Origin of the sequence: Nocardiopsis sp. Huas11 (genome assembly GCF_003634495.1) — a bacterium.
Lineage (GTDB): Bacteria > Actinomycetota > Actinomycetes > Streptosporangiales > Streptosporangiaceae > Nocardiopsis.
This window is the reverse complement of sequence record NZ_RBKY01000001.1, coordinates 3,246,583-3,268,027: the sequence shown is the minus strand read 5'-3', so window position 1 is coordinate 3,268,027 and position 21,445 is coordinate 3,246,583. Positions and strand designations below refer to the sequence as shown.

Below are 21,445 nucleotides of genomic sequence, written 5' to 3'. Positions count from 1 at the left end.
GGGCGGCAACCCACCCGTCCCGCCCACGGGAGAACGACCGCACCGCAGACGGACGGGCGGCGGGCCACCCGCCGCGCCCAGCGCCCGGGGGGCGATGGCGGGCGACGGGTGGGCGATGGCGGGCGACGGGCGACGGGCGACGGGCGAACGGCTCAGCCCAGGGGCCGCAGCACCAGGCGCAACCGGTGCGTGCCCGGGGTCAGCCGGTGCTCGGGCAGGACGCCCGGGCCGCAGGACGCGGAGCCGATGCCCTGGTGCGCCGCATCCAGGTGCAGGTGGATCCGGTCCTCCGGGCGGAGTTCGTGCGGGTGCCGGGCGCGGTCCAGGGCCGCCGTGCTCCACCGGCGCGCGGTGAAGTCGAACTCCGGGACGCCCTCCACCCGCAGTCCGCGCCCCTCGGACGAGCGCAGGTGCAGCCAGCGGGTCCCGAGCCGGTTGCCGTTCTCCTGGGGCCGCAGGTACGGGGTCTGGAGCCCGTCCACCGAGCTCGTGAAGCGCCCCACGCGCGCGGCCTGCGCGACGTCGCGGTAGGCCTCCCCCGGCCCGCGGCCGAACCACTCGACCTCCCCCAGCTCCGGCGGCAGTTCCAACCGCACACCGACCCTGGGCAGGGGGCACGGCCAGTCCCCCACCGCCTCGACCGACAGGTCCAGGGCCAGGGCGTGCGCGTCGCCCGTCCACGTGTACTCGGCCAGGAGCCCGAGCTCGCTCGCGGCCGCCGCCACCCGGGTCCGCACGCGCAGGGCCGAGCCGTCCCGCTCCACCGACAGCACGCGGTGCGTCATCCGGTCCAGTCCGGCCCGCCGCCAGGGCACCTCCACGGACTCGCCGTGCCTGGCCTGGTCGTTGTCGGTCGGCGCGCGCCACACATCCAGTTCCAGGGTCGCGAGGGGCAGCCCCGCCAGCGAGAGCGCCCGCCCGGTGCGGGCGTCGAACTCCGCGGGCCCCACGGTGACCGTGCCGCCCTCGGTGACGGGCGTGACGGCCGTGATCCGGCCGGTGTCCGCCCCGGCGTCGCTCCCCCGGTCGATCCGGGCCTGTCCCCAGGCCACCTCGTGCCCGGCGTCCGCCCAGGGGCGGTCCCCGGCCAGGCGCGCCGACACCGTCAACCAGGTCTCCCGGCCGTCGGCGGACCACAGGTCCGGCAGGTCCGGCAGGGGCAGCACGGCGCTCTCACCCGGCCCGACCGGCTCGGCCGCCAGGACGCCCTCGGCGACGAGCCCGCCCTCCTCCCGCACGTCCCAGCGCAGTTCCAGCCCGGAGGTGTCGAGCACCTGCCAGGTGTTGGTGAGCGCCACCGTCCCGGCCGCCGGATCGGGCACCAGCCGCAGCGGCTCGTAGGTCTTGGCCAGGGCCGCCAGCCCGGGCCCCGGGGTGCGGTCGGGCATGAGCAGTCCGTCGGCCACGAAGTTGGCGTCGTGCACCACCTCGCCGAAGTCGCCGCCGTAGGCGAACCACTCGGTGCCGTCGTCCTCGCGCCGCCGGATGCCGTGGTCGATCCACTCCCAGACGAACCCGCCCAGCAGGTGCGGGTAGGCCTCCACGAGCCGCTGGTACTCCTCCAGCCCGCCCGGCCCGGTGCCCATCGCGTGGGCGTACTCGACCATGAGGAACGGACGGTCGATCAGGCCGGGGTCGCCCTCGGGCAGGCCGGTCCGGCGCCCGATGGCCGCCACCTCCTTGTGCGTGGCGTACATCCGCGAGTAGAGGTCGGTGTAGTCCGTCCCCACCGCGCCCTCGTAGTGCACCGGGCGCCCGGGGTCGCGGCGGCGGGTCCACTCCGCCATGGCGCGCAGGTTCTGCCCGCTGCCGGACTCGTTGCCCAGCGACCACAGGATGATGCTGGGGTGGTTCTTGTCCCGTTCGACCGTGCGGGCCATCCGGTCCAGGTAGGCCTCGCGCCAGAGGGGGTCGTCGGAGGGGTTGCGCCGCCAGCCGACGTCCTCGAACCCGTGGGTCTCCAGGTCGCACTCGTCGATGACCCACAGGCCGAGTTCGTCGCACAGGTCGAGGAAGTCGGGATGGGGCGGGTAGTGGCTGGTGCGCACGGCGTTGACGTTGTGCCGCTTCATGAGCAGCACGTCCTCGCGCATGGTCTCCCAGGTCACCGCCCGGCCCCGGTCGGGGTCCCACTCGTGCCGGTTCACGCCGCGCAGCAGTAGCGGGCGGCCGTTCACCCGCAGCTGTCCGCCGGAGATCTCCACGGTCCGAAAGCCCACGCGCACGGGGACCCGCTCGCCCGGGGTGACCAGCTCGCCGTCGTAGAGCCGGGGCGCCTCGGCCGACCAGGGCTCGACCGGCCCGACCTCGTGGTCGGCCCCCGTCGGCGCGTCCACCAGACCGAGTTCGGGCACGGTGACCAGGCCGGGGGTGTCGGTGTCCACGCGCAGGACGCCAGTACCGGTCATGTGGTCGTAGGAGGCGCGCACCTCCAGGTCGCGTACGCCGTCCGCGGGGCGGGCGAGCAGGCGCACGCCCCGGAAGATCCCCGACAGCCACCACATGTCCTGGTCCTCCAGGTAGCTGGCGGCCGACCACTGGTGGACGCGGACCGCCAGCACGTTGCGCCCGCGGCGCAGGAGGGATCCGACCTCGAACTCGCTGGGCAGCCGGCTGCCCGTGGCGTGGCCGAGCTCGTGCCCGTTCAGCCACACGGCGTAGCAGGAGTCCACGCCCTCGAAGCGCAGGACGGCCGGGCCCTCGGGCCACGCGTCCGGCAGGTCGAAGGCGCGCCGGTACTCGCCCGTGGGGTTGTCGTCGGGCACGTGCGGCGGGTCGATCGGGAACGGGTAGGCGATGTTGGTGTAGGCGGGGGCGCCGTACCCGTGCAGCTGCCAGTGGGAGGGGACGGGGAGGGTGTCCCAGCCGCTGTCGTCGTGGTCCTCGCGCTCGAAGGCGCCGGGTCCGCCCCCGGCGGTGGGCGCGAGGCGGAAGCGCCAGTCGCCGTCCAGGTCCAGCACGGGCGCGTCGGAGGCGAAGGCGGCCCGGGGCGGCTCGGTCCCCGCGGACGGGGTGCGGCTCTCCAGGTAGGAGGGGGCGTGTTCGGGGTGAGTGGGCACGTCGAACCTCTGCACTGTCGGTGGTGCGCGCCGGGTCCGGACGGTGCCGGGCGGTGCCGCACCCGGAGGGGACACGAAAGCACTCACAACCTCAACAGAGCGCCACCTGGTTGTCAACACTTATCAACGATATCCAACACGTAAGGTGACCGCTCTGCGGACTCATTGACATCAGACTGGACTCTGCGTCAGTATCCCAACATGTTCAAACATTTTCGTTCATCCGGATCCCGTGGGGAGGTCCCATGCTGGCCGCGCAACGCCAGGCGCTGATCCTCGACCAGGTCAGGCGGACCGGCGGGGTGCGCGTCACCGAGCTCGTCGAGAGCCTCGAGGTGTCGGACATGACCGTCCGGCGCGACCTGGACGCGCTGGCCGGGCGCGGCGCCGTCCGCAAAGTGCACGGCGGCGCGGTGGCCGCGGAGGGCGCGCGCACCGAGGAGCCCGGGTTCGAGGCCAAGTCGACCCGCCAGGAGAACGAGAAGCACGCGATCGCCAGGGCCGTGGCCGACCTGGTCGAACCGCACAGCGCCGTGGGCCTGTCCGCGGGGACCACCACCGCCACCGTCGCCCGCTACCTGACCGACGTGCCGGGCCTGACGGTCGTCACCAACTCCCTGCGCGTGGCCGAGGTGTTCTACCAGTCCGCCCGCCCGGACCAGACCGTCGCCCTCACCGGCGGTTTCCACACGCCCTCGGACGCCCTGGTCGGCCCCGTCGCGCTCACCGCCGTGCGCGGCCTCAACCTCGACGTGCTCGTCCTGGGCGTGCACGGCATGCAGCTCCGGGCCGGTTTCACCACCCCCAACCTCATGGAGGCCGAGACCGACCAGGCCCTCGTCGAGGCCTCCGCCACCCTCGTGGTCGCCGCCGACCACACCAAGTGGGGCACCGTCGGCATGAGCACGATCGCGCCACTGAGCCGCTGCGACGTGCTCGTCACCGACGCCGGGATCGACGAGGACGCCCGGACCACCCTGTCCGAACACGTCGGGCGACTCGTCGTCGCCGACGTCCACCGGGAAGAGACATGAGACGGACCGCCGAACTCCTCGCTGACGGTCGCGAGATCATCTACTTCGACGAGGGCGACGCCGTCCGGCGCCCGACCCCCGACCCGCGCACCCTCCCCCCGGTCGCCTCGGGGTCGGAGATGCGCTTCGACCCGCTGCTGCGCGAGTGGGTGGTCATCGCCTCGCACCGCCAGGGCCGCACCCACCTGCCGCCCACGAACGACTGCCCCCTGTGCCCCTCCTCCGACGAACGCCGGACCGAGATCCCCGCGTCCTCCTACGACGTGGTGGCCTTCGAGAACCGCTTCCCGTCGCTGGTGCCGGACGACGGCCGCGCGCTGGAACCGGTCGGTGAGCTGGCCCCGTCCCGACGCGTGGGCGAGGGCCGCTGCGAGGTCCTGGTCTTCGGCTCCGACCACGACGCGTCCTTCGTCGACCTGTCGCCGCAGCGGGTGCGCACGATCATGGCCGCGTGGGTGGACCGCACGCGCGCCCTGTCCGCGCTGCCGGGGGTGGAGCAGGTGTTCTGCTTCGAGAACCGCGGGCCGGAGATCGGCGTGACCCTGCACCACCCGCACGGGCAGATCTACGCCTTCCCGTTCGTCACGCCCCGGACGGAGCGCACGCTCGACTCCGCCGAGGAGCACCGTCGCCGCACCGGAGGCGACCTGTTCGCCGACGTCCTGCACGCCGAGCAGGAGGCCAAGGTCCGCGTGGTCGCCCAGAGCGAGCACTGGACGGCGTTCGTGCCGGCGGCCGCGCGCTGGCCGGTGGAGGTCCACGTCTACCCGCACCGGCGGGTGCCGGACCTGCCCGCTCTGACCGAGGCCGAGCGCGACGACTTCGCCGACCTGTACCTGGACGTGCTGCGCCGCCTGGACGCCCTGTACGACGCGCCCCTGCCCTACATCTCCGCCTGGCACCAGGCCCCGGTCCGCGCCCGCCGCGACTCGGGCGCCCTGCGCCTGGAGGTGTTCTCCGTGCGGCGCGCGCCCGGAAAGCTCAAGTACCTGGCGGGGACGGAGTCGGGCATGGGCGTGTTCATCAACGACGTCACCCCGGAGGCCGCCGCACAGCGGCTCAGAGAGGTGGGACCGTGACCGAAGCGATCGGAGTGACCGAAGTGACGGCCGGGCCGTCGCCGAGCGCCTGCGCGGACGCCTTCCGCGACGCCTACGGCCACGAGCCGGAGGGCGTGTGGATCGCGCCCGGGCGGATCAACCTCATCGGCGAGCACACCGACTACAACGACGGGTTCGTGCTGCCGGTCGCGCTGCCGCACGCGCTGGCCGCGGCCGCCGCCCGGCGCACGGACGGGGTCGTGCGGCTGCGCTCGCGCCAGTCGGGCGAGGAGTTCGCCACGCGCACGAGCGACCTCGTGCCGGGGTCGGTCCCGGGCTGGGCCGCCTACCCGGCGGGCGCGCTGTGGGCGCTGGCCGAGTCGGGCGTGCGCATCGACGGCCTGGACCTGATGGTGGACAGCACGATCCCGAGCGGGACGGGGCTGTCGTCATCGGCCGCGCTGACCTGTGCCACCGTCCTGGCCGCCGCGCACACGCACGGCGCGAGCCCCGATCCCGCCCGGGTGGCCGTGCTGGCCCAGCAGGCGGAGAACGGGTTCGTGGGCATGCCGTGCGGGATCATGGACCAGTCGGCCTCCATGCTGGCCACGGCGGGGCACGCCCTGTTCATGGACACGCGGTCGTTGGAGACCGAACAGGTGCCCTTCGACCTGGCCGGGCGAGGGCTCGCCCTGCTCGTGGTGGACACCCGGGCACCGCACCGGCACGTCGACGGCGCCTACGCCGAACGCCGTCGCTCGTGTGAGGAGGCCGCGCGCGTGCTGGGCGTACCGGCCCTGCGCGACGTCACGGCCGAGGGGCTGCCGGCGGCTCTGGAGGCCCTGCCCGACGCGGTGTCCCGGCGCCGGGTGCGCCACGTGGTCACGGAGAACGAGCGGGTGCTGGAGACGGTCGCGCTGCTGCGTTCCGGTGACGTCCACCGGGTCGGTCCGCTGTTCACCGCCTCGCACGCCTCGATGCGCGACGACTACGAGATCACCGTCCCGGAGGTCGACACCGCCGTGGACGCGCTGTTGGCGGCGGGCGCCCTGGGCGCGCGGATGACCGGCGGCGGGTTCGGCGGCTGTGTGATCGCGCTGGTGGAGGCCCAGGAGAGGGAGTCGTGCCTGGAGGCGGTGCGCGCCGCCTACCGGGAGCGGGGCTTCGCCGAGCCCGCGGGGTTCACCGCGCTGCCCGCACAGGGTGCGCGCCGGGTGGTATGACCGGGGCGCCGCCCCTCGGCGGGCGGCGTTCGCCGCGCGGGGCCGTCCCCCCACGCGGCGCCGGCGTGCGGTGCGGCCCCTCGGGCGGCACCGCACGGCGGCCCTCAACCGAGGTCGGCCGCCACCGGCCGGTGGTCGCTGCCGGTGGCCGGCAGCACCCGTGAGTCCGCCACCTCCACGCCCCTCACCAGGATCTGGTCGAGCCGCACCACCGGGAACGCCGCCGGCCAACTGAAGCCGAAGCCGCTCCCGGCCAGGTCCTGCACCGGGCTCAACTCGGCGGTGACGCCGTCGAAGGCGCGGTCGTCCATGGCCCCGTTGAGGTCGCCGAGCAGCACCACCCGCTCAAGCTCCTCGGCCGCCACGGCCTCGGCGAGCGCCTGCGCGCCGCGGTCGCGGTCCCCGGTCACAAAGCCGCCCCTGGGCACGACCCGCACGGACCCCAGATGGGCCGCGTACACGGCCAGCGGCCCCCCGTCCGTGGCCACCGTGGCGCGCAGCGCCCGGTTGTACACGATCGTCTCCTCGGGCGGCTTGGCCTCACCCAGCGGCCCGACGTCCATCCGCGTGTCGACCGGACGCGCGTCGGACAGCGGCGTCCTGCTCCACAGCCCGACCGTGCCCACCACCGTGTGGTACGGATACGCCCGCGCCAGCTCCCGCTCGTAGGTGCCCCGGTCCTGCCCGGTCAGCTCCTGGAGGGCCAGCACGTCCGCGTCCTGGGCGGCCAGGTCGCGGGCGGTGCCGACCGGGTCCGGGTTGCCCGCGCCGACGTTGTGGCTCACGACGGTGAAGCCGCCGTCCTGTCCGGACGTGTCCACGATCTGGCCGCCGAAGAGGTACGCCCACACCAGGACGGGCACCAGGAGCGCGGCCGTCGCGGGGACGGAGCGGCGCCACAGCGCACCGGCCAGCAGGACCGGGACGCCCAGGCCCAGCCATGGCAGGAAGGTCTCCACCAGGCTCCCCAGGCCCCCGAGGTTCGGGATCCACGCGTGCAGCGCCATGAGGAGTCCGAGGAGCAGTGCCGCCGCCGCGAACGCCAGGTCGGCGCGGTCCGGCCGGCGGCCCCACCGGGACGTCGACGCTCGTAGGGTTCGAGTCATACCGCCAGTGAACGCGAGGCGGTGTTGTCACCGCGTATGCGGTTTCGGATACGCCGACGACAGGTGTCGGCCCGCGTCCCCGGGCACGGGCCGCAGGGCTCGCGCGCCGCCCGGAACAGGGCGGTGGTCACCACTCGGCGGACGCCACCACGGACTCGGCCGCATCGAGCCCGTAGGCGTCGACGAAGAGGATCTCCTCCTCCTCGACCAGCCAGAGCCGCTGGTCGACGTAGACGATGGCGCCGGTCTCCGGGTCCATGCACGCGGTGGAGCCCTCCGCGTACCCGGCGGCCTTCTCGCCCGCCTTGTCCTCCGTGACCTCCCACTGGTCCAAGCCGCGGAACCCCGGGTCGGACTCGGTGTGCGTGGGCACGCCCTCGGCGCAGGACCCGGGGTCGAACCCGGGACGGAAGGAGCTGTGCGGCCCCACCCCTTCCAGTGTGAGGGGAAATCCCCCGGCCGCGAGCCGCAGCCCCTCCGGACCCAGGACCTTGAGGTGCGCGCACCCGCTCGAGGTGTTCATCCAGTGCCACTCCCCGTCGCAGGCCTCCTGACCCTCCGGATAGAGGGTCAGCCACTCCGCGGTGACGGTGTCCTCCCGGCCGTCGACGAGTTCGCTGAAGCTGCCGGTGACGGTCTCGGCGGCCCAGCCCTCAGGAACCTGGACCGACATTGCGAGGAGTTCGACCCGTTCCCGGGGTTCCTCCGTGGCGGCCGCCTCCGCGGGCTCCCGCGCCGTGTTCGTGGCGATGCCCTCGTCGAGCGGCTGGAGGGACGCGCCCCCGTGGACCACGCCGCCGGCCAGTCCCGCGGTGGCGGAGCCGACCACGAGGACGGCGGCACCGACGCCGGCCAGGACCTTGCGTCCGGCTCCCCGCTTCTTCGGCGCCGCGGCGGCGGGGTACGCGGACGGCGTGGGCGTGGGGGAGCTCTGCGTGGAACGGGGCTCCGCGTCGGGTCGCATCGGGGTTCCTCCGGTCGAGGGTCGGGGGCGGGATCACCGGATGTGACTGTACGCGGACGTGTTCGGTTCACTCGCCCCGGTGCCCGGTGCTCCCGGTGCCGAAGGGGGTGTCGATGGCGTACCGCCAGCGGAGGTCCGGGCCCCGCCGGGCGACGTCCGTGGCGGTGCCCGCGATGTGCACCGCCCGGCCGTCGCGGTCGGTGCCCGCGATGGTCCAGTCCACGATCAGCAGCGCCAGGTCGCCGCTGGTGTGGACCTGCCGCGGGCACCTGGTCGACTACCACCGCACGATCCCCGAGCCGCTGCGAGGTCTGGCCCGGCGCATGCAGATCCGCTGATCAGGGTCATCATCCCGCCGGTGCTGGTCCCACCGGTAGTCGGCGGGTCGCGTGCTGGACAACGCGCTCGCCTCCTGCCACCTGGACTAGCAGGAGGCGAGCGTGATGAAGGTTCAATCCTGCTTCGCGGCCACCAGAAGCGCGGCCCACTCAGATCGGCCGAACGCCAATGCCCCTAGCTCCCTGTGCTGGGTGTCACGAATCGCGCGGTCTGCGCCGACCTCGCCGACCTCGACACACGCCCTGCCCTCGCCGCCGCTGTAGCTAGCCTTGCGCCACCCCTCGGCGATCGCACCAGGCCTGTTGTGAATCATCTGCGCATTCCTTTCGCTATCCGGCTGATCATCTGTTCTGACCGGGTGGGATCAAGTGCCCGGCGCCAGAGATCATCCCAGGCCGCACGGTAGTGGGCCGTCTCCTGAGGGCGGTCAAGGTAGAGCTCGCCTCCCAGCCCTCCACGTACACGGTGGCAGGATCATCATGCCCTCCCGGCAGAGCCGGAAAGTCCAGCAGAATGAACGCTCCCCCAGGAAGCGCCTGGTAGGTGGGCGCCGACAGCGGTATCACCCGCAATATCACGCGGTCGGACCGCCCCACCTTGATCAGGTGTTCCAGCTGGGCCGCCATCGCACTCGGACCACCGACGGGCCGCAACAGGGCGGCCTCCCCAACGACCACGCGAAGATCCGGAGCACCGACGACGCGGTGCAGGATGCCCTGACGCCCCAGCCGGACCTGCAGTAGTCGGTCGATCTCCCCCGGTTCAGCGTCGGGGTCGGCGGTGGTGAGCAGCGTGCGCGCGTAGGAGTCGGTCTGCAACAGACCAGGGACGATGTTCGGATCGTGCCAGAAAATCCGGTCCGCTGTGGCCTCTAGGCCGAGATAGGCCCCGAAGGTATCGGGAATGGCGTCCGCGTACGACGACCACCAGGAGTCCTTGGAGGCGCGGGCCATCCCCTCCAAAGCATCCCGCAGTTCCTCAGGCGCGGAATACACCCCGCACAGCACAGCGATGTCGCCTTTTCGCGGGCGCCCGGCCTTCCCCGATTCCAGGCGGGAAAGCTTGGACGGGCTCATGTCAGCGGACTCAGCGGCCTGAGCGAGGGTGAGACCGGCCTGAGTGCGCATGTCCTTGAGGTGGCGTCCGATCTGCCGTCGGGACACGCCGCCGGTCGTCTCGTTTGTGCTGGTCAGGACAATTCGCCTCCATTCCTTCCCTGGGTTGCGTGCAAAGCGCAAACAAAAGCTTGCGATCTGCACGCAACATTTACGAGAACCATCACAGCGCACACTATCGAATCACGAATCCCTGAACGACGAATTGCTCAAATGCCTCAGGGGGCACTGTGAACACACGAACGACCCGAATGCTTGATAGGGACCTCACCGATACCGAGACGACCGCCCTGGCCGAGCTGCGGCGCATCCACTCGGACTGGAGCATCACCACCGACGACGGCGAGTTCGTCGCCGTGCGCACCGAGCCCGACGACGTCATTCGCGCGGCCCTGGTGGAAACGCTGGGTCGGCGGCTGTACGCGGCCCAGTGTCCGGACAGGCGGTACAGGCCCGCCGGCACGCCCACACGGGTCGACCAGCTTCAGCGGGGCAATCTCGTCCGGATGGCGCCGGGCCACCTGCGCGTCATCACGAACGTGCAGCGGCCTCCCTCCGGGGTGGTCGAGCTACGTCTCGGCACGACCTGGCACGCCTACAACCCAGACCAGGAGCTGGACCTGGCCGAGCGGAGGCGGTTGCGGTGAGGACCCCCTTCTCCGCGCCGCCGACCACGGCGGGCAACACGTGCATCACCTACCTGGGCCGTATCACCTGGCTGGTCGACGGACAGCACGGCGACTGGGCCGCCTCCTACCGCCTTCTGACCCGCGAGCGCGGATTAGGCCACGCCCAGGCCAATACCGCGCTGGTGGAGGCGTATCGACTGGGCCAACCCGCCCCGGGAGAGGGCCGTCCCCAAATGCCTCGACCCTGCCGACCGGAAACCAACCGAACCCCCTGACGAGGTGACATGTCCTTCCTCCCGACACCCCCGACCTTCGACTCCTTCCACGACGCCTACCTCGCTGTCCTGGACAGCGTCACCGCCGAGCCCGACCACCGCACCTCCTCGCGCGGCAACGACTCGGCGGAGATCACCAACGTGAGCTTCCGGCTCACCAATCCGCGCAACCGGCTGCCGTTCCTGCGTCGCCGCCCGGTCAACGTCGTCTACAACCTGGCCGAGACATTGTGGTACGCGGCCGGACGCGACGACCTGGACATGATCGGCTACTACGCCCCCGGTATGGCCACCTACTCCGCCAACGGCCGGTCCCTGACCGGTACCGCGTACGGCATCAAAATTTTCGCCCCCGACGCCCGAGGCGAAACCCAGTGGGATCGGGTGGTGGAACTGCTGCGCGCCGACCCCGACACCAAGCGCGCGGTGCTGAGCATCTACCGGGCCGAGGAGCTGGCGGTGGCCGCAAACCCGGACGTGTCCTGCACCCTGGCCGCACAGTTCCTGCTGCGCGAGGGGCGCTTGCACCTGACGTGCTACATGCGTGGAAACGACGCATACATGGGGATGGTCTCGGACGTGTTCGCGTTCACCTTCCTACAGGAGGTGGCTGCCCGCGAACTCGGCGTCGAGCTGGGCCACTACACCCACCACGTCGGGTCCATGCACGTCAACGACCGCGACGCCAAGGCCGTGCGCCGCCTGCTCAACGAGCCCCGCCAACCCGGCTACGTCCGGCCGGCCTTCCCCTCACCGGTGATGCCCGCCTCCACCGGCACGGCGACTATGTGCGTGGTCCTGGAGCACGAGGAGGCGCTGCGCACCGGCCAGGCCGACTACACGGTGGACCAGGTGGGCGCGCTCGACCTGCCGGAGTACTGGCGCCAAGTCGTGCTGCTGCTGGAGATCTACCGGCAGATCAAGCACACCGACGACCCTGTTGGCGCCGACCATCTGGCCGCGCTCGATGGCGGCTACCGGTGGCTGGTCATGAACCGGTGGAAGAACCGCATGCCCACCGACGTCGGGGCGGTGGCCTGATGGGCACTCCAGATGACGGCTGGGAGCGGTGGACGGTGGCCCTGTGCAAACCGGACGCCACCCGCCGAGGCCTGGTGAACCCGATCCTGGAATGGATAGGCGCTCATGCCCTGCTGGTGTACCGCCGCACCGTGGTCGTCACCGAGGCACAGATCCGCGCCCACTACGACGACATGCTCGCACTCCAGGACCGGTTCCCGTTCGACGTGGCCGCCGAGCTGCGCCGCAACTGGGTCGGCCAACGGGTGACGGTCGCCCTGTTCCACGGCACCGCTGACGACACCCCGCAACGGATCCGTGCCCTGCTGGGCCACTACGACCCCGCCCAAGCCGCAACCGACACGATCCGCGGCCACTACGGCACCGACTCAACCGCGTACGCCCGCACTGAGGGCCGGTTCATCAACAACCTCATCCACACCAGCGACGACCCGGCCGGTGCCGAGCGCGAGTTCGGCGTGTGGTTCGGCCCTACCTATGCGCACCTGATCCGCCCCCTGCACGAGGAGACCCCGCAGCGATGACCGAACTGATCAGCGGACCCACCCTGCCTGTCGGCCCCCGCACCCTGGCCTTGATGCCCACCGACCAGCAGGCCGGGCTCGACCCCTACATGGCGCAGATCATCACCAACCGCAAGAGCGGTCTGTCGCTCAACCACATCATCGGATGCCCGCTGGACTGCGGGTACTGCGTGCGGCACTTCTGGGGCGACTTCGACAACAAGACCCCCCAACTCCTCATCACGACAGAGGAGGCCGTCGAGATGCTGGTCGGCAACGAGGCGTTTGCCCCGCACACCACGCCGCTCCAGCTCTTCAACAAGGCGACGGATCCTCTGTTGCCCGGGGTCAAGCCGCACACCTTCGCCGTGCTGGCGGAGCTGGACCGTCGCGGCCTGCGCAACCTGGTGCTGATCATCACCCGCTTCCACGTGAGCAAGGCCGACATGGAGCGGTTCGAGGCCCTGAATCACGTACAAGTGACGCTGCTGTTCACCTACTCCGGCATCACCGACGCCCGAGTGGAGCCGATCGCGAAATCGCCGACCACGGTGAAGTCGATCGAGACCGCCGCCGCGCACCGCCGCCGGACAAAGGTGATCTTGTACTGGCGGCCCATCACCCCGGGGTGGAACGACGACCCGGACACGATGCGGGGCGTGCTCGACGTCGCCGACCGCGCCCAAGTGGACGCGCTGGTGTTCACCGGGTACTACCACAAGCAGGAGAACGCCGCCTACCTGCGCGAACTCGGCGTAGAGGTGCCCTACGAGGACGACTACCAGCGCCGCAAGGTCCTCCCAGCCGAACTGGACGCCCGAGTCGTCCAGGCATGGAAGGAGCACGGCACCACAGTGCCACTGTTCCGCAAGACGAGCTGCGGCGTCACCTGCGCCCACCAGGTACCCGACTACAACGGCCACTGGGGAGTGCCAGAGCTGTGCGACATCTGCCCCGCCTCCCAGCGCCAGCGGTGCGCAGACGACTACCACCCGCCGACCGAGGACGAGATCCGGGGAGTTCTCGCGGACTTCGGATACGACACCGATGCCCCTTTCCTCGTCGAAGACGGGCACGTGCTCACCCACGCCCTCGGGGAACAGCGCCGCTACGCTCTCCAGCACGCGCTGCGCTACCAGGTGTGGGAGGTCGACCACCCGCACGCGCACCGCGCCCACGGGCGCACCCTGAACGGGTACACCCTCAGTGAAGAAGAACAGCGCCAGCTCGAACAGGCCCGCGAGCGCCTGGCCACGGCAGCCCGCCACGAAGACGACTGACCACACCGAAAGGGGGACCCGATATGAACCACCGGCACTGGACGACCGCTCCCCTGGTCGCGCTGGACCTGGAGGGCACCGGAGCCCAGGACCGTGGCCAGGAGGCGATCCTGGAGATCGCCCTGGTGCCGCTGGTCGACGGGTCCCCCGACATGAACGCCGCTTACGACACCCTGGTCCACCCGGGCCGCCCCGTCCCGCGTCGCCCCTGGATCAGCCCGGGCCTGACCGACGACACCCTCCAGGACGCGCCCCGACCCGAGCAGATCGATGACGCCCTGGTGGCCCAGATCCGCGACCGCTACCTCGTGGGGCACAACGTCGGCGTCGACTACAAACTGCTGCGCCTGCGCCACCCCGGGGTGGCCCCGGCCGGGTTGATCGACACCTTGCGCCTGGCCCGCTCCCTGAACGTCCCTGGCCCCAAGGGCCTCGGTGCGCTCGTGAATCGCTATCAGTTGGGTGATCGGGTCAACGCCCTGGTGCCCGACAGCCGTCCGCACCGAGCGCTCTGGGACACTGTCGCGGCTGCCCTGGTCCTGGTCGCCTTGGCCGAGAGTGCTTCGGTCCGTTCTCTGACCGACCTGGTGCGAGCCGCAGGTCGAGATTTGCCCCACGAGGAACCGACCTTGTTCTAGCGAGGAATTCCTTGCTCCGTTCGCCCCGGGTCGCATCGAACCGAGGTATTCCGGCGCATCCGGGTTCGTGTCCCGTGATCGTTTTCCACGAGACACGAACCCGGGTTTTCAGCGGGTGAAATGGTAGGGGCGCAGATTAGCCGGGGTCTGGTCCGGGTCGACGGCGAAGGTGGCCCAGACGTGGGTGCCGAGGTCGGCCCAGGGGGCGAGCCGGAAGTGTCCCCAGGCTGTGGACAGGTTCTCGACCAGGACGAGGCCGCGCTGGCCCTCCGCCCAATCCCACTCATCGGTGGTGCGCTCGGTCGGGATACGGGGAGTTCCGCCGCCTCCGCCGCAGTCGCTCAGGGAGACGCGCAGCGTGCGCGGGTCGGGCATGGACAGGGCTCGGATGACTTCCTTGAACGGGGGTTCGGCGCGGGTGTACTTGGCGGAGTTGGCGAAGAGTTCGCTCGTGACGAGTTGGAGCGTGTCGATCAGGTCGGGGTCGAACCCGGTCAGGTCGGTGGCGAGATGGGCGCGCACCTGGCGCAGGTGGGAGAGTGCTCCGGGGTAGGTGCGGTGTTCCCAGAAGGCGACCGGGCGCGGTTCGGTGGTGATCGCGTGCATCAGGCGGCCACCCGCTCGTACTCGGCGCGACGCGGCCCGGAGACGGGTGCGAGCAGGTCGCCGACCGGGGGCCGAGCGGTCCACTGGTCGAGGCGGGCGCGGGCCTGGGCCTGGACGCGGGCCATGGCGCGTTCGTTCTCGAAGGCCCGGTAGTAGCCGCGCACGAGGGCGACGTCTTCGGCCGGGATGCGTTCGCGAGGAGGGGCCAGACGGGGCGAGGGGCGAGGTGCTGGAGGAGCGCTGGCCTGCGCGGGAACGGGGACGGCCGCGTAGCGGCGGACCCTGGTGGAGCGGCATCGGCGGGCGACGGAGTGTCGTCCGCGCGCGGGAGTGAGCAGGGCACGGAGGAGGGCGATGGCATAGCTGAGGACGGCAGGGCTAAACTGAGCCATGTCGGCAATCCTTTGAGTTAAAGGGTGGTTATTGCTGGCCACGGCCTCGGACGCAAGCTAGCGTCGCGGGGCCTCCGCTTGTTCGGTTGTGTTTGCCAAGAACATTAGGGCATGTTCGAGGCGGAAGGCGACTCTACCGAGAGGTAATCTCCTTCTTTTCCAGAGAACGCGGTCACCCCAGGTCAGAGGCATTTCTCATTCGTCCGAATTTGGGGCACTTTCCTTTCCGTTGTGACCAGAGGGAATCGGATCTGGCTCTCCCGACACCGGAGAACCGGCCGCACCCCGCCCCCGGACGGATCCATGGGAGCGTTCCCATGGACAATGGCACCGCACACGTGACGACGAGGGGAGACAGGCCATGGGCCTGAGGTTCGGACTGCTGGGCACCGGGTACTGGGCGGCGGAGACGCAGGGGGCGGCGCTGGCCGCCCATCCCGGCGTCGAACTCGCGGGGGTGTGGGGACGCGATCCCGCCAAGGCCGCCGTGCTCGCCGAGCGCTACGGGACCCGCGCCTACGACGACGTGGACGCGCTCCTCGCCGACGTCGACGCGGTCGCCATCGCGCTGCCGCCGCACATCCAGGGCGATCTGGCGCTGCGCGCCGCGCGGGCCGGCCGGCACCTGCTGCTGGACAAGCCCGTGGCCCTCTCCCCCGAGGTCGCCGACCGCGTCGTCGCCGAGTGCGAGGCGCGCGGACTCGCCTCGATGGTCTTCTTCACCAACCGGTTCTCCGACAGCGTGGAGGGCTTCGTCCGCGAGGCGGTCGAGTCGGGCGGCTGGGACGGCGCCCGGGTGACGATGTTCGCGTCGATCTTCCAGCCCGACAACCCCTTCGGCGCTTCGCCGTGGCGGCGGGAGAAGGGCGGGCTGTGGGACATCGGCCCGCACGCGCTGTCGGTGGTGCTGCCCGTGCTCGGCGCGGTCGAGGAGGTGACGTCGGTCCTCGGACCGCGCGACACCGCGCACGTGCTGACCCGGCACCGGGGCGGCCCGGTGGGCTCCTTCGCGCTGACGCTGGACGCCGCTCCCGACGCGCAGACCTTCGAGGTCGCCCTGCACGGTGAGCACGGCTGGGTGACGGCTCCCGGCGGCGACCGCTCGGCGGTGGCGGCGTTCGGGAACGCCGTGGACCGCCTGCTCGCCCAGGTGGAGAGCGGCGTCGGCGATCCGTGCGGCGTCGCGTTCGGCCGGGACGTCGTGCGGATCCTGGCGGCGGCCGAGGAGTCGGCGCGCACCGGGCGGACCGTACGCGTGCCCTGAGCCGGGTTCGGCCGCTCGCCCGGCCCACCGGCTCCGTGCCGGTGGGCCGGGACTGAGCGGCGGGGCCGGACGGTCAGGCGGTTCCCCTGGCGTTCTTCGCGTACATCCCGTCGGCGAGCCAGATGATGCCCGCCGCCACGAGGACCTGGACGAGGAGCACGAACAGGAAGGCGTTCCAGATCGCCCCGGCGATCCAACCGCCCAGGACGGCCGCGACGATACCGAGCAGCAGGGTGAGCCAGATCGGCAGGTGCTGCTTGCCGGGAATGACGAGTCGGCCGAGCGCGCCGACGATGAGGCCGACGATGAGCGCGCTGATGATTCCGGTGATCTCCACAGGTTCCTCCCCTGGTAGACGCTTCTGCGTCGTTCCCGGTCCGAGCTTGCGGGACACGGCGTTCTCTCCGTACACGTAGAGCCTTTGCCATGAATTGGGACGTTCACACCTCCTGTCTCGGCCCGATCGCCGCCCCTGGCGGATCGGCACCGTCCGGCCTATATTGTTTACAGCCCTGTACCGTTAATCAAATGAGGCACCCCATGGACACCACCGACGTCCTCGTCGTCGGGGCCGGGCCCACCGGCCTGACCCTGGCCTGTTCCCTGCGCGCCCAAGGCGTGGACGTGCGCGTCGTCGACCGGGCCGAGGGCCCCGCGACCAGTTCGCGGGCCAACTTCCTGCACGCGCGCGGCTCGGAGGTCCTGGACCGGCTGGGCGCGCTCGGCGACCTGCCCGAGGACGCGATCAGCGCGATGACGATCACGGTCCACGCGGCGGGCGTGCCCGTCTCGGTGGTCCGGTTCGGTGACACGGGCCTGCGCACCGCCGCTCCCGCCCTGCTGCTGCCCCAGTCCCGGATCGAACGCGCGCTGCGCGAGCGCCTGGCCGAGCTCGGCGGCGGTGTCGAGTGGTCCACCGGCCTGACCGGGCTCGAACAGGACGAGGAGGGGGTCACCGCGACCCTCGACGGCGGCCGGACCGTCCGCGCCCGCTGGGCGGTGGGCTGCGACGGCGCCCACTCCACCACGCGCAAGCTGGTGGGCGCCGCCTTCCCGGGCGCCCCGGTCAAGGACACCTGGCTGTTGGCCGACGTCCACATGGACTGGGACCTCGCACCCACCGGCTCCTACGGCTGGATGCACCGCGACGGCATCCTGGGCGCCCTGCCCATGCGCGAGGAGGCCGGGTTCGGCAGCGGCGCAGACCCCGAGGACGGCCTGGACCCCGAGGACGGCTCGGCGGACGGGCCGGCGAGCGGATCGGCGGGCGGCTCGGCGGACGGATCGGCGGACGGATCGGCGGGCGGGCCGGCGGACGGATCGGCGGACGGCTCGGCGGACGGGCCGGCGAGCGGATCGGCGGGCGGCTCCGGCGACGGCCTGGTCTGGCGCCTGATGGCCTACGCGCCGGGCATGGACGAGCGCAGCCGGGACGAGGACGCCGTCCTCGCCGAGCTGCGCCGCCTGCTGCCCCTGCGGTCGGGCAAGCCCGACGCGAAGGTCCTGGACACCGTCTGGACCTCGGTGTTCCGCATCCACCGCCGACTCGTCGACGACTACCGCCACGGCCGCGTCCTGCTCGCGGGCGACGCCGCCCACATCCACTCCCCCATGGGCGGCCAGGGCATGCTGACCGGTATCGGCGACGCGGAGAACCTGGCGTGGAAGCTGGTGCTGGTCCTGGACGGGCGGGCGCGGACGGCCCTGCTGGACACCTACCGCGGCGAGCGGCGCCCCCTGGCCGAGGACGTCCTGCGCGTCACCACGGCCAACTCCCGGCTCCAGCTGGGCGAGGGCCCCCTCGTCCGGTTCGTCCGCGAGCACGTGATGCTCCGGCTGGTCGACCTGCCCAGTGTGCAGCGCTGGGCCACACGCCTGGCCTCCCAGCTGGGCGTCTCCTACCGGCGCGGCCCCCTCGGAGCCCGCCGCCGCCCGCTGGCCTCGCGCGTCCCCCAGCCCGGCGACCGCGTCCCCGACCTCCCGTGCCTGCGCGAGGACGGCTCGCGCACGCGCCTGCACCCCGAACTCGGGGCACACTGGGTACTGCTCGCCGCCGACCACGATCCCGCGACGACCGACGTCGTCCGGGCGCTGCTCGGCGAGCGCGTCACGACGCTGACCCCGACCGAGGAGGGACTCCGCGACATGCTGCTGATCCGGCCCGACGCCCACCTGGCCTGGCGCGGCCGACCGGGCGACTCGCCCCGGGCGGTCCTGGAGGGCGCGCTGCACCGGGGGCGGTCCCGGTGAGCACCGGCCCGGAGCGGCCCCGGGGACGCGGACGCCCCCGTTCGCCCGAGGTGGACGACGCCATCCTCACCGCGGCCCTGGAACTGTTCACCGAGGGCGGCGCCGGCGCCGCCAGCATGCAGGCGATCGCCGCGCGCGCGGGCGTGGGGCGGCTGACGGTCTACCGGCGCTGGTCGACCAAGGAGGAGCTGATCGCCCAGGCGATCGAGTCCGCCCGCGCGGACATCCCCGATCCCGACCCCGAGACCCTGGCCGCCACCTCGCTGCCGGATCTCATCGAGCGGGTGCTGCCGGGCGCGGCCGAGACCCTCGCCCGGCCGGGTTTCCGGGCGCTGCTGGCCCAGACCCTGGGCTCCACCCAGACCCACCCCCGGATCATGCGCGCGTACTGGGACCACCACATCGAGCCGCGCCGCCGCGTGAGCATGGTGCTGCTGGAGCGCGCCCGGGAGAGGGGTGACCTGCCCGCCCACACGGATCTGGAGGTCCTGGTGGACATGATGGTGGGCGCCGTCGTCTACCGCGTCCTCCAGCCGCGGCCGCTGGACGAGGCCGAGGCGGAGCGCTTCCTGCGCGCGGTCTACACGCAGGCCGGGCTGCTCAAGGGATCCGCGGCCCGCGGCTGAGGCGGGCCGCCGCCGCTCGGCACGGCGTGCGCGGGCCCGTCCGCGTCGGCCGCGGGACCGTTCTGCCGTCCGCAGAAGCACCGCCGCCCCCTCCCCCGGGGCCGTGCGCCCGGCGTAGGCTCGAAGCCGGACGAGTGCCCAGCGCCGGGAGGCCACCGATGACCGACAGCGTCCTGCGTTCCCTGGACGAAGCCAGACAGGACCGGCGCGATGAGGCGCGTGAGGAGCCGCTCATGCGCGACCTCATCGGCGACCTGCTGCGCCGCACCCGCAACGAGCAGGGCCGCACCCTGCGCGAGGTCGCGGAGGACGCCCAGGTGTCACTGCCGTACCTGTCGGAGATCGAGCGCGGCCGCAAGGAGGCCTCCTCCGAGGTCCTCGCCGCGGTCTACCGCTCGCTCGGACTGAGCCTGACCGACGTGCTCGCCGAGCTCTACCAGCGCACCACCCTGGTCAGGCTGACCAGGACCGGCGCGGGCGACTTCCGGCGCGCGGGCGCCCCCGTGTCCTCGCACGCCCGGCTCCGGCCCCAGGTCATGTCCCTGGCGGCCTGACCTCCGAGCCGGTCCGCTCACCCGGCGCCGGAGCGGCCACCGGCGCACTCGCCGGTGGCCGCTCCGGCCGGGGACGGCTCACGGCGGGGCGCCCGGCCCGTTCGCCTCCTCAGGCCGCGACGCCGGCGAACGAACCGGACTCCCGGACGGTGACGATCCCGTCCACCAGGCCGTAGTCCTTGGCCTGCTGCGCGGTGAGGATCATGTCCCGGTCGGTGTCGGCGCGCAGCCGTTCCTGCGTCTGGCCCGTGTGCCGGGACAGGATCTCCTCCACCTGCGAGCGGATCCGCAGGACCTCCGACGCCTCGATCTCCAGGTCGGCGGCGTGCCCCTGGGTCTGCGTCGAGGGCTGGTGCAGCAGCACGCGGGCGTGCTCCAGCGCCATCCGCTTGCCGGGCGTGCCCGCGGCGAGCAGCACGGCGGCCGCGGAGGCGGCCTGGCCCATGCACACCGTGGCGACGTCGGCGCGCACGAAGCGCATGGTGTCGTAGATGGCCGTGAGCGCGGTGTTCGAGCCGCCGGGCGAGTTGATGTAGAGCTGGATGTCGGTCTCGGCGCTGTCGTAGTCCAGGTGCAGCATCTGCGCCATGACCACGTTGGCGACGTCGTCGTCGATCGGGGTGCCCAGGAAGATGATGCGCTCCGACAGCAGCCGGCTGAACACGTCGAACGACCGCTCGCCGTGCGGCGTGCGCTCGACCACCATCGGTACGGTGTAGCTGCTCATCGGTCCCCTCCCATCGTGCGCGAGGCGAACCCCGGGTTGGGGCCGCCCAGGCGCAGTCCGCTGCCCTCCAGCTGTGCCGCCGAGTCCACCACGTGGTCGACGAAGCCGTACTCCTTGGCCTGCTCGGCCGTGAACCAGGCGTCGCGGTGCTGGTCCGCGGTGATGGTCTCCTCCGTCTGCCCGGTGTGCTGGGCGATCAGGCGCACCATGGTCTTCTTCGTGTAGGAGAGGTTCTCGGCCTGGATGGCGATGTCGGCCGCCGTCCCCCCGAGCCCGCCCGAGGGCTGGTGCATCATGATGCGCGCGTTCGGCAGGCTGTAGCGCTTGCCCGGCGCGCCCGCGCAGGCCAGGAACTGGCCCATGCTCGCCGCGAAGCCCATGACCAGGGTGGACACGTCGTTGGGCACGAAGTGCATGGTGTCGTAGACGGCCATGCCCGCGTGCACGGAGCCGCCGGGGCTGTTGATGGCGAGCGTGATGTCGCGCCGGGGGTCCTCGTCGGCCAGCAGCAGGATCTGCGCGCAGACCCGGTTCGCGCTCTCCTCGTCCACCTGCGTGCCCAGCATGACGACGCGGCTGCGGAGCAGGCGCGTGGCGAGCAGGTCGTCGAACCTGCCGCCCGCCCCCTCCTCGGTGGCCATGATCCCTGCGTGGATGCCCATGGAACTCTCCTCTCCCGGCCCTGGGGGCGGAGCGCTCGTCCGCCCGACCGGTGGTTCCAGAGTGCGGGGGCGCACCCCCGGACTTCCACGATTTCGGCCGGGGGCAGATCTGCCCATG

At 72.0% G+C, this 21,445-nt stretch carries 23 protein-coding genes and 1 pseudogene; 13 read left to right on the top strand and 11 right to left on the bottom strand.

Going from position 1 to position 21,445, the window contains the following annotated elements; genetic code table 11:
• Nucleotides 1-152 precede the first annotated feature (152 nt).
• Nucleotides 153-3,059, bottom strand: coding sequence for a glycoside hydrolase family 2 TIM barrel-domain containing protein (locus DFP74_RS14870; RefSeq protein WP_121188267.1), 2,907 nt, complete (start codon nucleotides 3,057-3,059; stop codon nucleotides 153-155).
• A 245-nt stretch (nucleotides 3,060-3,304) separates the two neighbouring features.
• Between DFP74_RS14870 and DFP74_RS14865 the strand changes: the two genes are divergently transcribed.
• From DFP74_RS14865 to galK, 3 genes are read left to right on the top strand one after another with little or no spacing between them, the layout of a single operon-like run.
• On the top strand, nucleotides 3,305-4,093 hold the full coding sequence (locus DFP74_RS14865; RefSeq protein ID WP_121182246.1) for a DeoR/GlpR family DNA-binding transcription regulator: 789 nt from the start codon (nucleotides 3,305-3,307) through the stop codon (nucleotides 4,091-4,093).
• Nucleotides 4,090-5,172 carry a galactose-1-phosphate uridylyltransferase gene (gene galT, locus DFP74_RS14860; RefSeq protein WP_121182245.1) on the top strand — a complete coding sequence of 361 codons (1,083 nt, stop codon included), beginning with the start codon at nucleotides 4,090-4,092 and terminating at the stop codon, nucleotides 5,170-5,172. The genes DFP74_RS14865 and galT overlap by 4 nt, the downstream gene beginning before the upstream one ends.
• A gap of 23 nt (nucleotides 5,173-5,195) precedes the next feature.
• The gene (gene galK / locus DFP74_RS14855) at nucleotides 5,196-6,356 is read left to right on the top strand and encodes a galactokinase (protein ID WP_121188266.1); all 1,161 of its coding nucleotides are present in this window, start codon (nucleotides 5,196-5,198) and stop codon (nucleotides 6,354-6,356) included.
• Nucleotides 6,357-6,460: 104 nt separating this feature from the next.
• Here galK and DFP74_RS14850 read toward each other — a convergent pair whose 3' ends face one another.
• The 3 genes from DFP74_RS14850 to DFP74_RS14840 all read right to left on the bottom strand — a co-directional run bounded on the left by DFP74_RS14850 (nucleotide 6,461) and on the right by DFP74_RS14840 (nucleotide 8,649).
• Nucleotides 6,461-7,462 (bottom strand): endonuclease/exonuclease/phosphatase family protein, encoded by a 1,002-nt coding sequence (locus DFP74_RS14850; RefSeq protein WP_121182244.1) that lies wholly within the window; start codon nucleotides 7,460-7,462, stop codon nucleotides 6,461-6,463.
• A gap of 127 nt (nucleotides 7,463-7,589) precedes the next feature.
• A complete protein-coding gene (locus DFP74_RS14845) occupies nucleotides 7,590-8,426 on the bottom strand; it encodes a hypothetical protein (protein ID WP_121182243.1) in 837 nt (278 codons plus the stop codon).
• 67 nt (nucleotides 8,427-8,493) lie between these two features.
• Nucleotides 8,494-8,649 (bottom strand): hypothetical protein, encoded by a 156-nt coding sequence (locus tag DFP74_RS14840; protein WP_199725656.1) that lies wholly within the window; start codon nucleotides 8,647-8,649, stop codon nucleotides 8,494-8,496.
• Between DFP74_RS14840 and DFP74_RS34910 the strand changes: the two genes are divergently transcribed.
• Nucleotides 8,636-8,764, top strand: a complete 129-nt coding sequence (locus tag DFP74_RS34910) for a hypothetical protein (protein ID WP_255499459.1) — start codon at nucleotides 8,636-8,638, stop codon at nucleotides 8,762-8,764. The genes DFP74_RS14840 and DFP74_RS34910 overlap by 14 nt on opposite strands.
• Nucleotides 8,765-8,877: 113 nt before the next feature.
• Here DFP74_RS34910 and DFP74_RS14835 read toward each other — a convergent pair whose 3' ends face one another.
• Together DFP74_RS14835 and DFP74_RS14830 are read right to left on the bottom strand one after the other, a co-directional pair.
• Nucleotides 8,878-9,078 carry a DUF397 domain-containing protein gene (locus DFP74_RS14835; RefSeq protein WP_121182242.1) on the bottom strand — a complete coding sequence of 67 codons (201 nt, stop codon included), beginning with the start codon at nucleotides 9,076-9,078 and terminating at the stop codon, nucleotides 8,878-8,880.
• Nucleotides 9,075-9,928: pseudogene (locus DFP74_RS14830) on the bottom strand (helix-turn-helix domain-containing protein). Before DFP74_RS14830 ends, DFP74_RS14835 begins: the two are co-directional and overlap by 4 nt.
• A gap of 203 nt (nucleotides 9,929-10,131) precedes the next feature.
• Here DFP74_RS14830 and DFP74_RS14825 point away from each other — a divergent pair.
• The 5 genes from DFP74_RS14825 (at nucleotide 10,132) to DFP74_RS14800 (ending at nucleotide 14,246) form a co-directional block, all read left to right on the top strand.
• Nucleotides 10,132-10,527, top strand: coding sequence for a hypothetical protein (locus tag DFP74_RS14825; protein ID WP_121182240.1), 396 nt, complete (start codon nucleotides 10,132-10,134; stop codon nucleotides 10,525-10,527).
• Between the two features lie 266 nt (nucleotides 10,528-10,793).
• Nucleotides 10,794-11,825: a thymidylate synthase gene (locus tag DFP74_RS14815; RefSeq protein ID WP_121182238.1), complete on the top strand. Its 1,032-nt coding sequence runs from the start codon at nucleotides 10,794-10,796 to the stop codon at nucleotides 11,823-11,825.
• Entirely contained in the window at nucleotides 11,825-12,349 is a 525-nt protein-coding gene (locus tag DFP74_RS14810) for a nucleoside-diphosphate kinase (RefSeq protein WP_121182237.1), read from the top strand. Before DFP74_RS14815 ends, DFP74_RS14810 begins: the two co-directional genes overlap by 1 nt.
• Nucleotides 12,346-13,608 (top strand): radical SAM protein, encoded by a 1,263-nt coding sequence (locus DFP74_RS14805; protein ID WP_121182236.1) that lies wholly within the window; start codon nucleotides 12,346-12,348, stop codon nucleotides 13,606-13,608. Before DFP74_RS14810 ends, DFP74_RS14805 begins: the two co-directional genes overlap by 4 nt.
• A 23-nt stretch (nucleotides 13,609-13,631) precedes the next feature.
• On the top strand, nucleotides 13,632-14,246 hold the full coding sequence (locus DFP74_RS14800) for a 3'-5' exonuclease (protein ID WP_121182235.1): 615 nt from the start codon (nucleotides 13,632-13,634) through the stop codon (nucleotides 14,244-14,246).
• Nucleotides 14,247-14,354: 108 nt separating this feature from the next.
• On the opposite strand, the gene DFP74_RS14795 is transcribed toward DFP74_RS14800, so the two are convergent.
• Both DFP74_RS14795 and DFP74_RS14790 read right to left on the bottom strand, forming a co-directional pair.
• Nucleotides 14,355-14,852 (bottom strand): ATP-binding protein, encoded by a 498-nt coding sequence (locus DFP74_RS14795; protein WP_121182234.1) that lies wholly within the window; start codon nucleotides 14,850-14,852, stop codon nucleotides 14,355-14,357.
• Complete coding sequence (locus DFP74_RS14790; RefSeq protein WP_121182233.1) at nucleotides 14,852-15,244, bottom strand: hypothetical protein; 393 nt, start codon at nucleotides 15,242-15,244, stop codon at nucleotides 14,852-14,854. The genes DFP74_RS14795 and DFP74_RS14790 overlap by 1 nt, the downstream gene beginning before the upstream one ends.
• 361 nt (nucleotides 15,245-15,605) lie before the next feature.
• On the opposite strand from DFP74_RS14790, the gene DFP74_RS14785 reads away from it, so the two are divergent.
• Nucleotides 15,606-16,508: a Gfo/Idh/MocA family protein gene (locus DFP74_RS14785; RefSeq protein ID WP_121182232.1), complete on the top strand. Its 903-nt coding sequence runs from the start codon at nucleotides 15,606-15,608 to the stop codon at nucleotides 16,506-16,508.
• Nucleotides 16,509-16,581: 73 nt separating this feature from the next.
• Here DFP74_RS14785 and DFP74_RS14780 read toward each other — a convergent pair whose 3' ends face one another.
• The gene (locus DFP74_RS14780) at nucleotides 16,582-16,845 is read right to left on the bottom strand and encodes a GlsB/YeaQ/YmgE family stress response membrane protein (protein ID WP_121182231.1); all 264 of its coding nucleotides are present in this window, start codon (nucleotides 16,843-16,845) and stop codon (nucleotides 16,582-16,584) included.
• 203 nt (nucleotides 16,846-17,048) lie between these two features.
• Here DFP74_RS14780 and DFP74_RS14775 point away from each other — a divergent pair, with 203 nt between their 5' ends.
• The 3 genes from DFP74_RS14775 to DFP74_RS14765 all read left to right on the top strand — a co-directional run bounded on the left by DFP74_RS14775 (nucleotide 17,049) and on the right by DFP74_RS14765 (nucleotide 19,938).
• On the top strand, nucleotides 17,049-18,758 hold the full coding sequence (locus DFP74_RS14775; RefSeq protein WP_121182230.1) for an FAD-dependent oxidoreductase: 1,710 nt from the start codon (nucleotides 17,049-17,051) through the stop codon (nucleotides 18,756-18,758).
• Nucleotides 18,755-19,384: a TetR/AcrR family transcriptional regulator gene (locus DFP74_RS14770; protein WP_121182229.1), complete on the top strand. Its 630-nt coding sequence runs from the start codon at nucleotides 18,755-18,757 to the stop codon at nucleotides 19,382-19,384. Before DFP74_RS14775 ends, DFP74_RS14770 begins: the two co-directional genes overlap by 4 nt.
• 158 nt (nucleotides 19,385-19,542) lie before the next feature.
• On the top strand, nucleotides 19,543-19,938 hold the full coding sequence (locus tag DFP74_RS14765; RefSeq protein ID WP_121182228.1) for a helix-turn-helix domain-containing protein: 396 nt from the start codon (nucleotides 19,543-19,545) through the stop codon (nucleotides 19,936-19,938).
• Between the two features lie 109 nt (nucleotides 19,939-20,047).
• Here DFP74_RS14765 and DFP74_RS14760 read toward each other — a convergent pair whose 3' ends face one another.
• On the bottom strand, nucleotides 20,048-20,665 hold the full coding sequence (locus DFP74_RS14760; RefSeq protein ID WP_121182227.1) for an ATP-dependent Clp protease proteolytic subunit: 618 nt from the start codon (nucleotides 20,663-20,665) through the stop codon (nucleotides 20,048-20,050).
• Complete coding sequence (locus DFP74_RS14755; RefSeq protein ID WP_305037057.1) at nucleotides 20,662-21,327, bottom strand: ClpP family protease; 666 nt, start codon at nucleotides 21,325-21,327, stop codon at nucleotides 20,662-20,664. The genes DFP74_RS14760 and DFP74_RS14755 overlap by 4 nt, the downstream gene beginning before the upstream one ends.
• Between the last annotated feature and the right edge of the window lie 118 nt (nucleotides 21,328-21,445).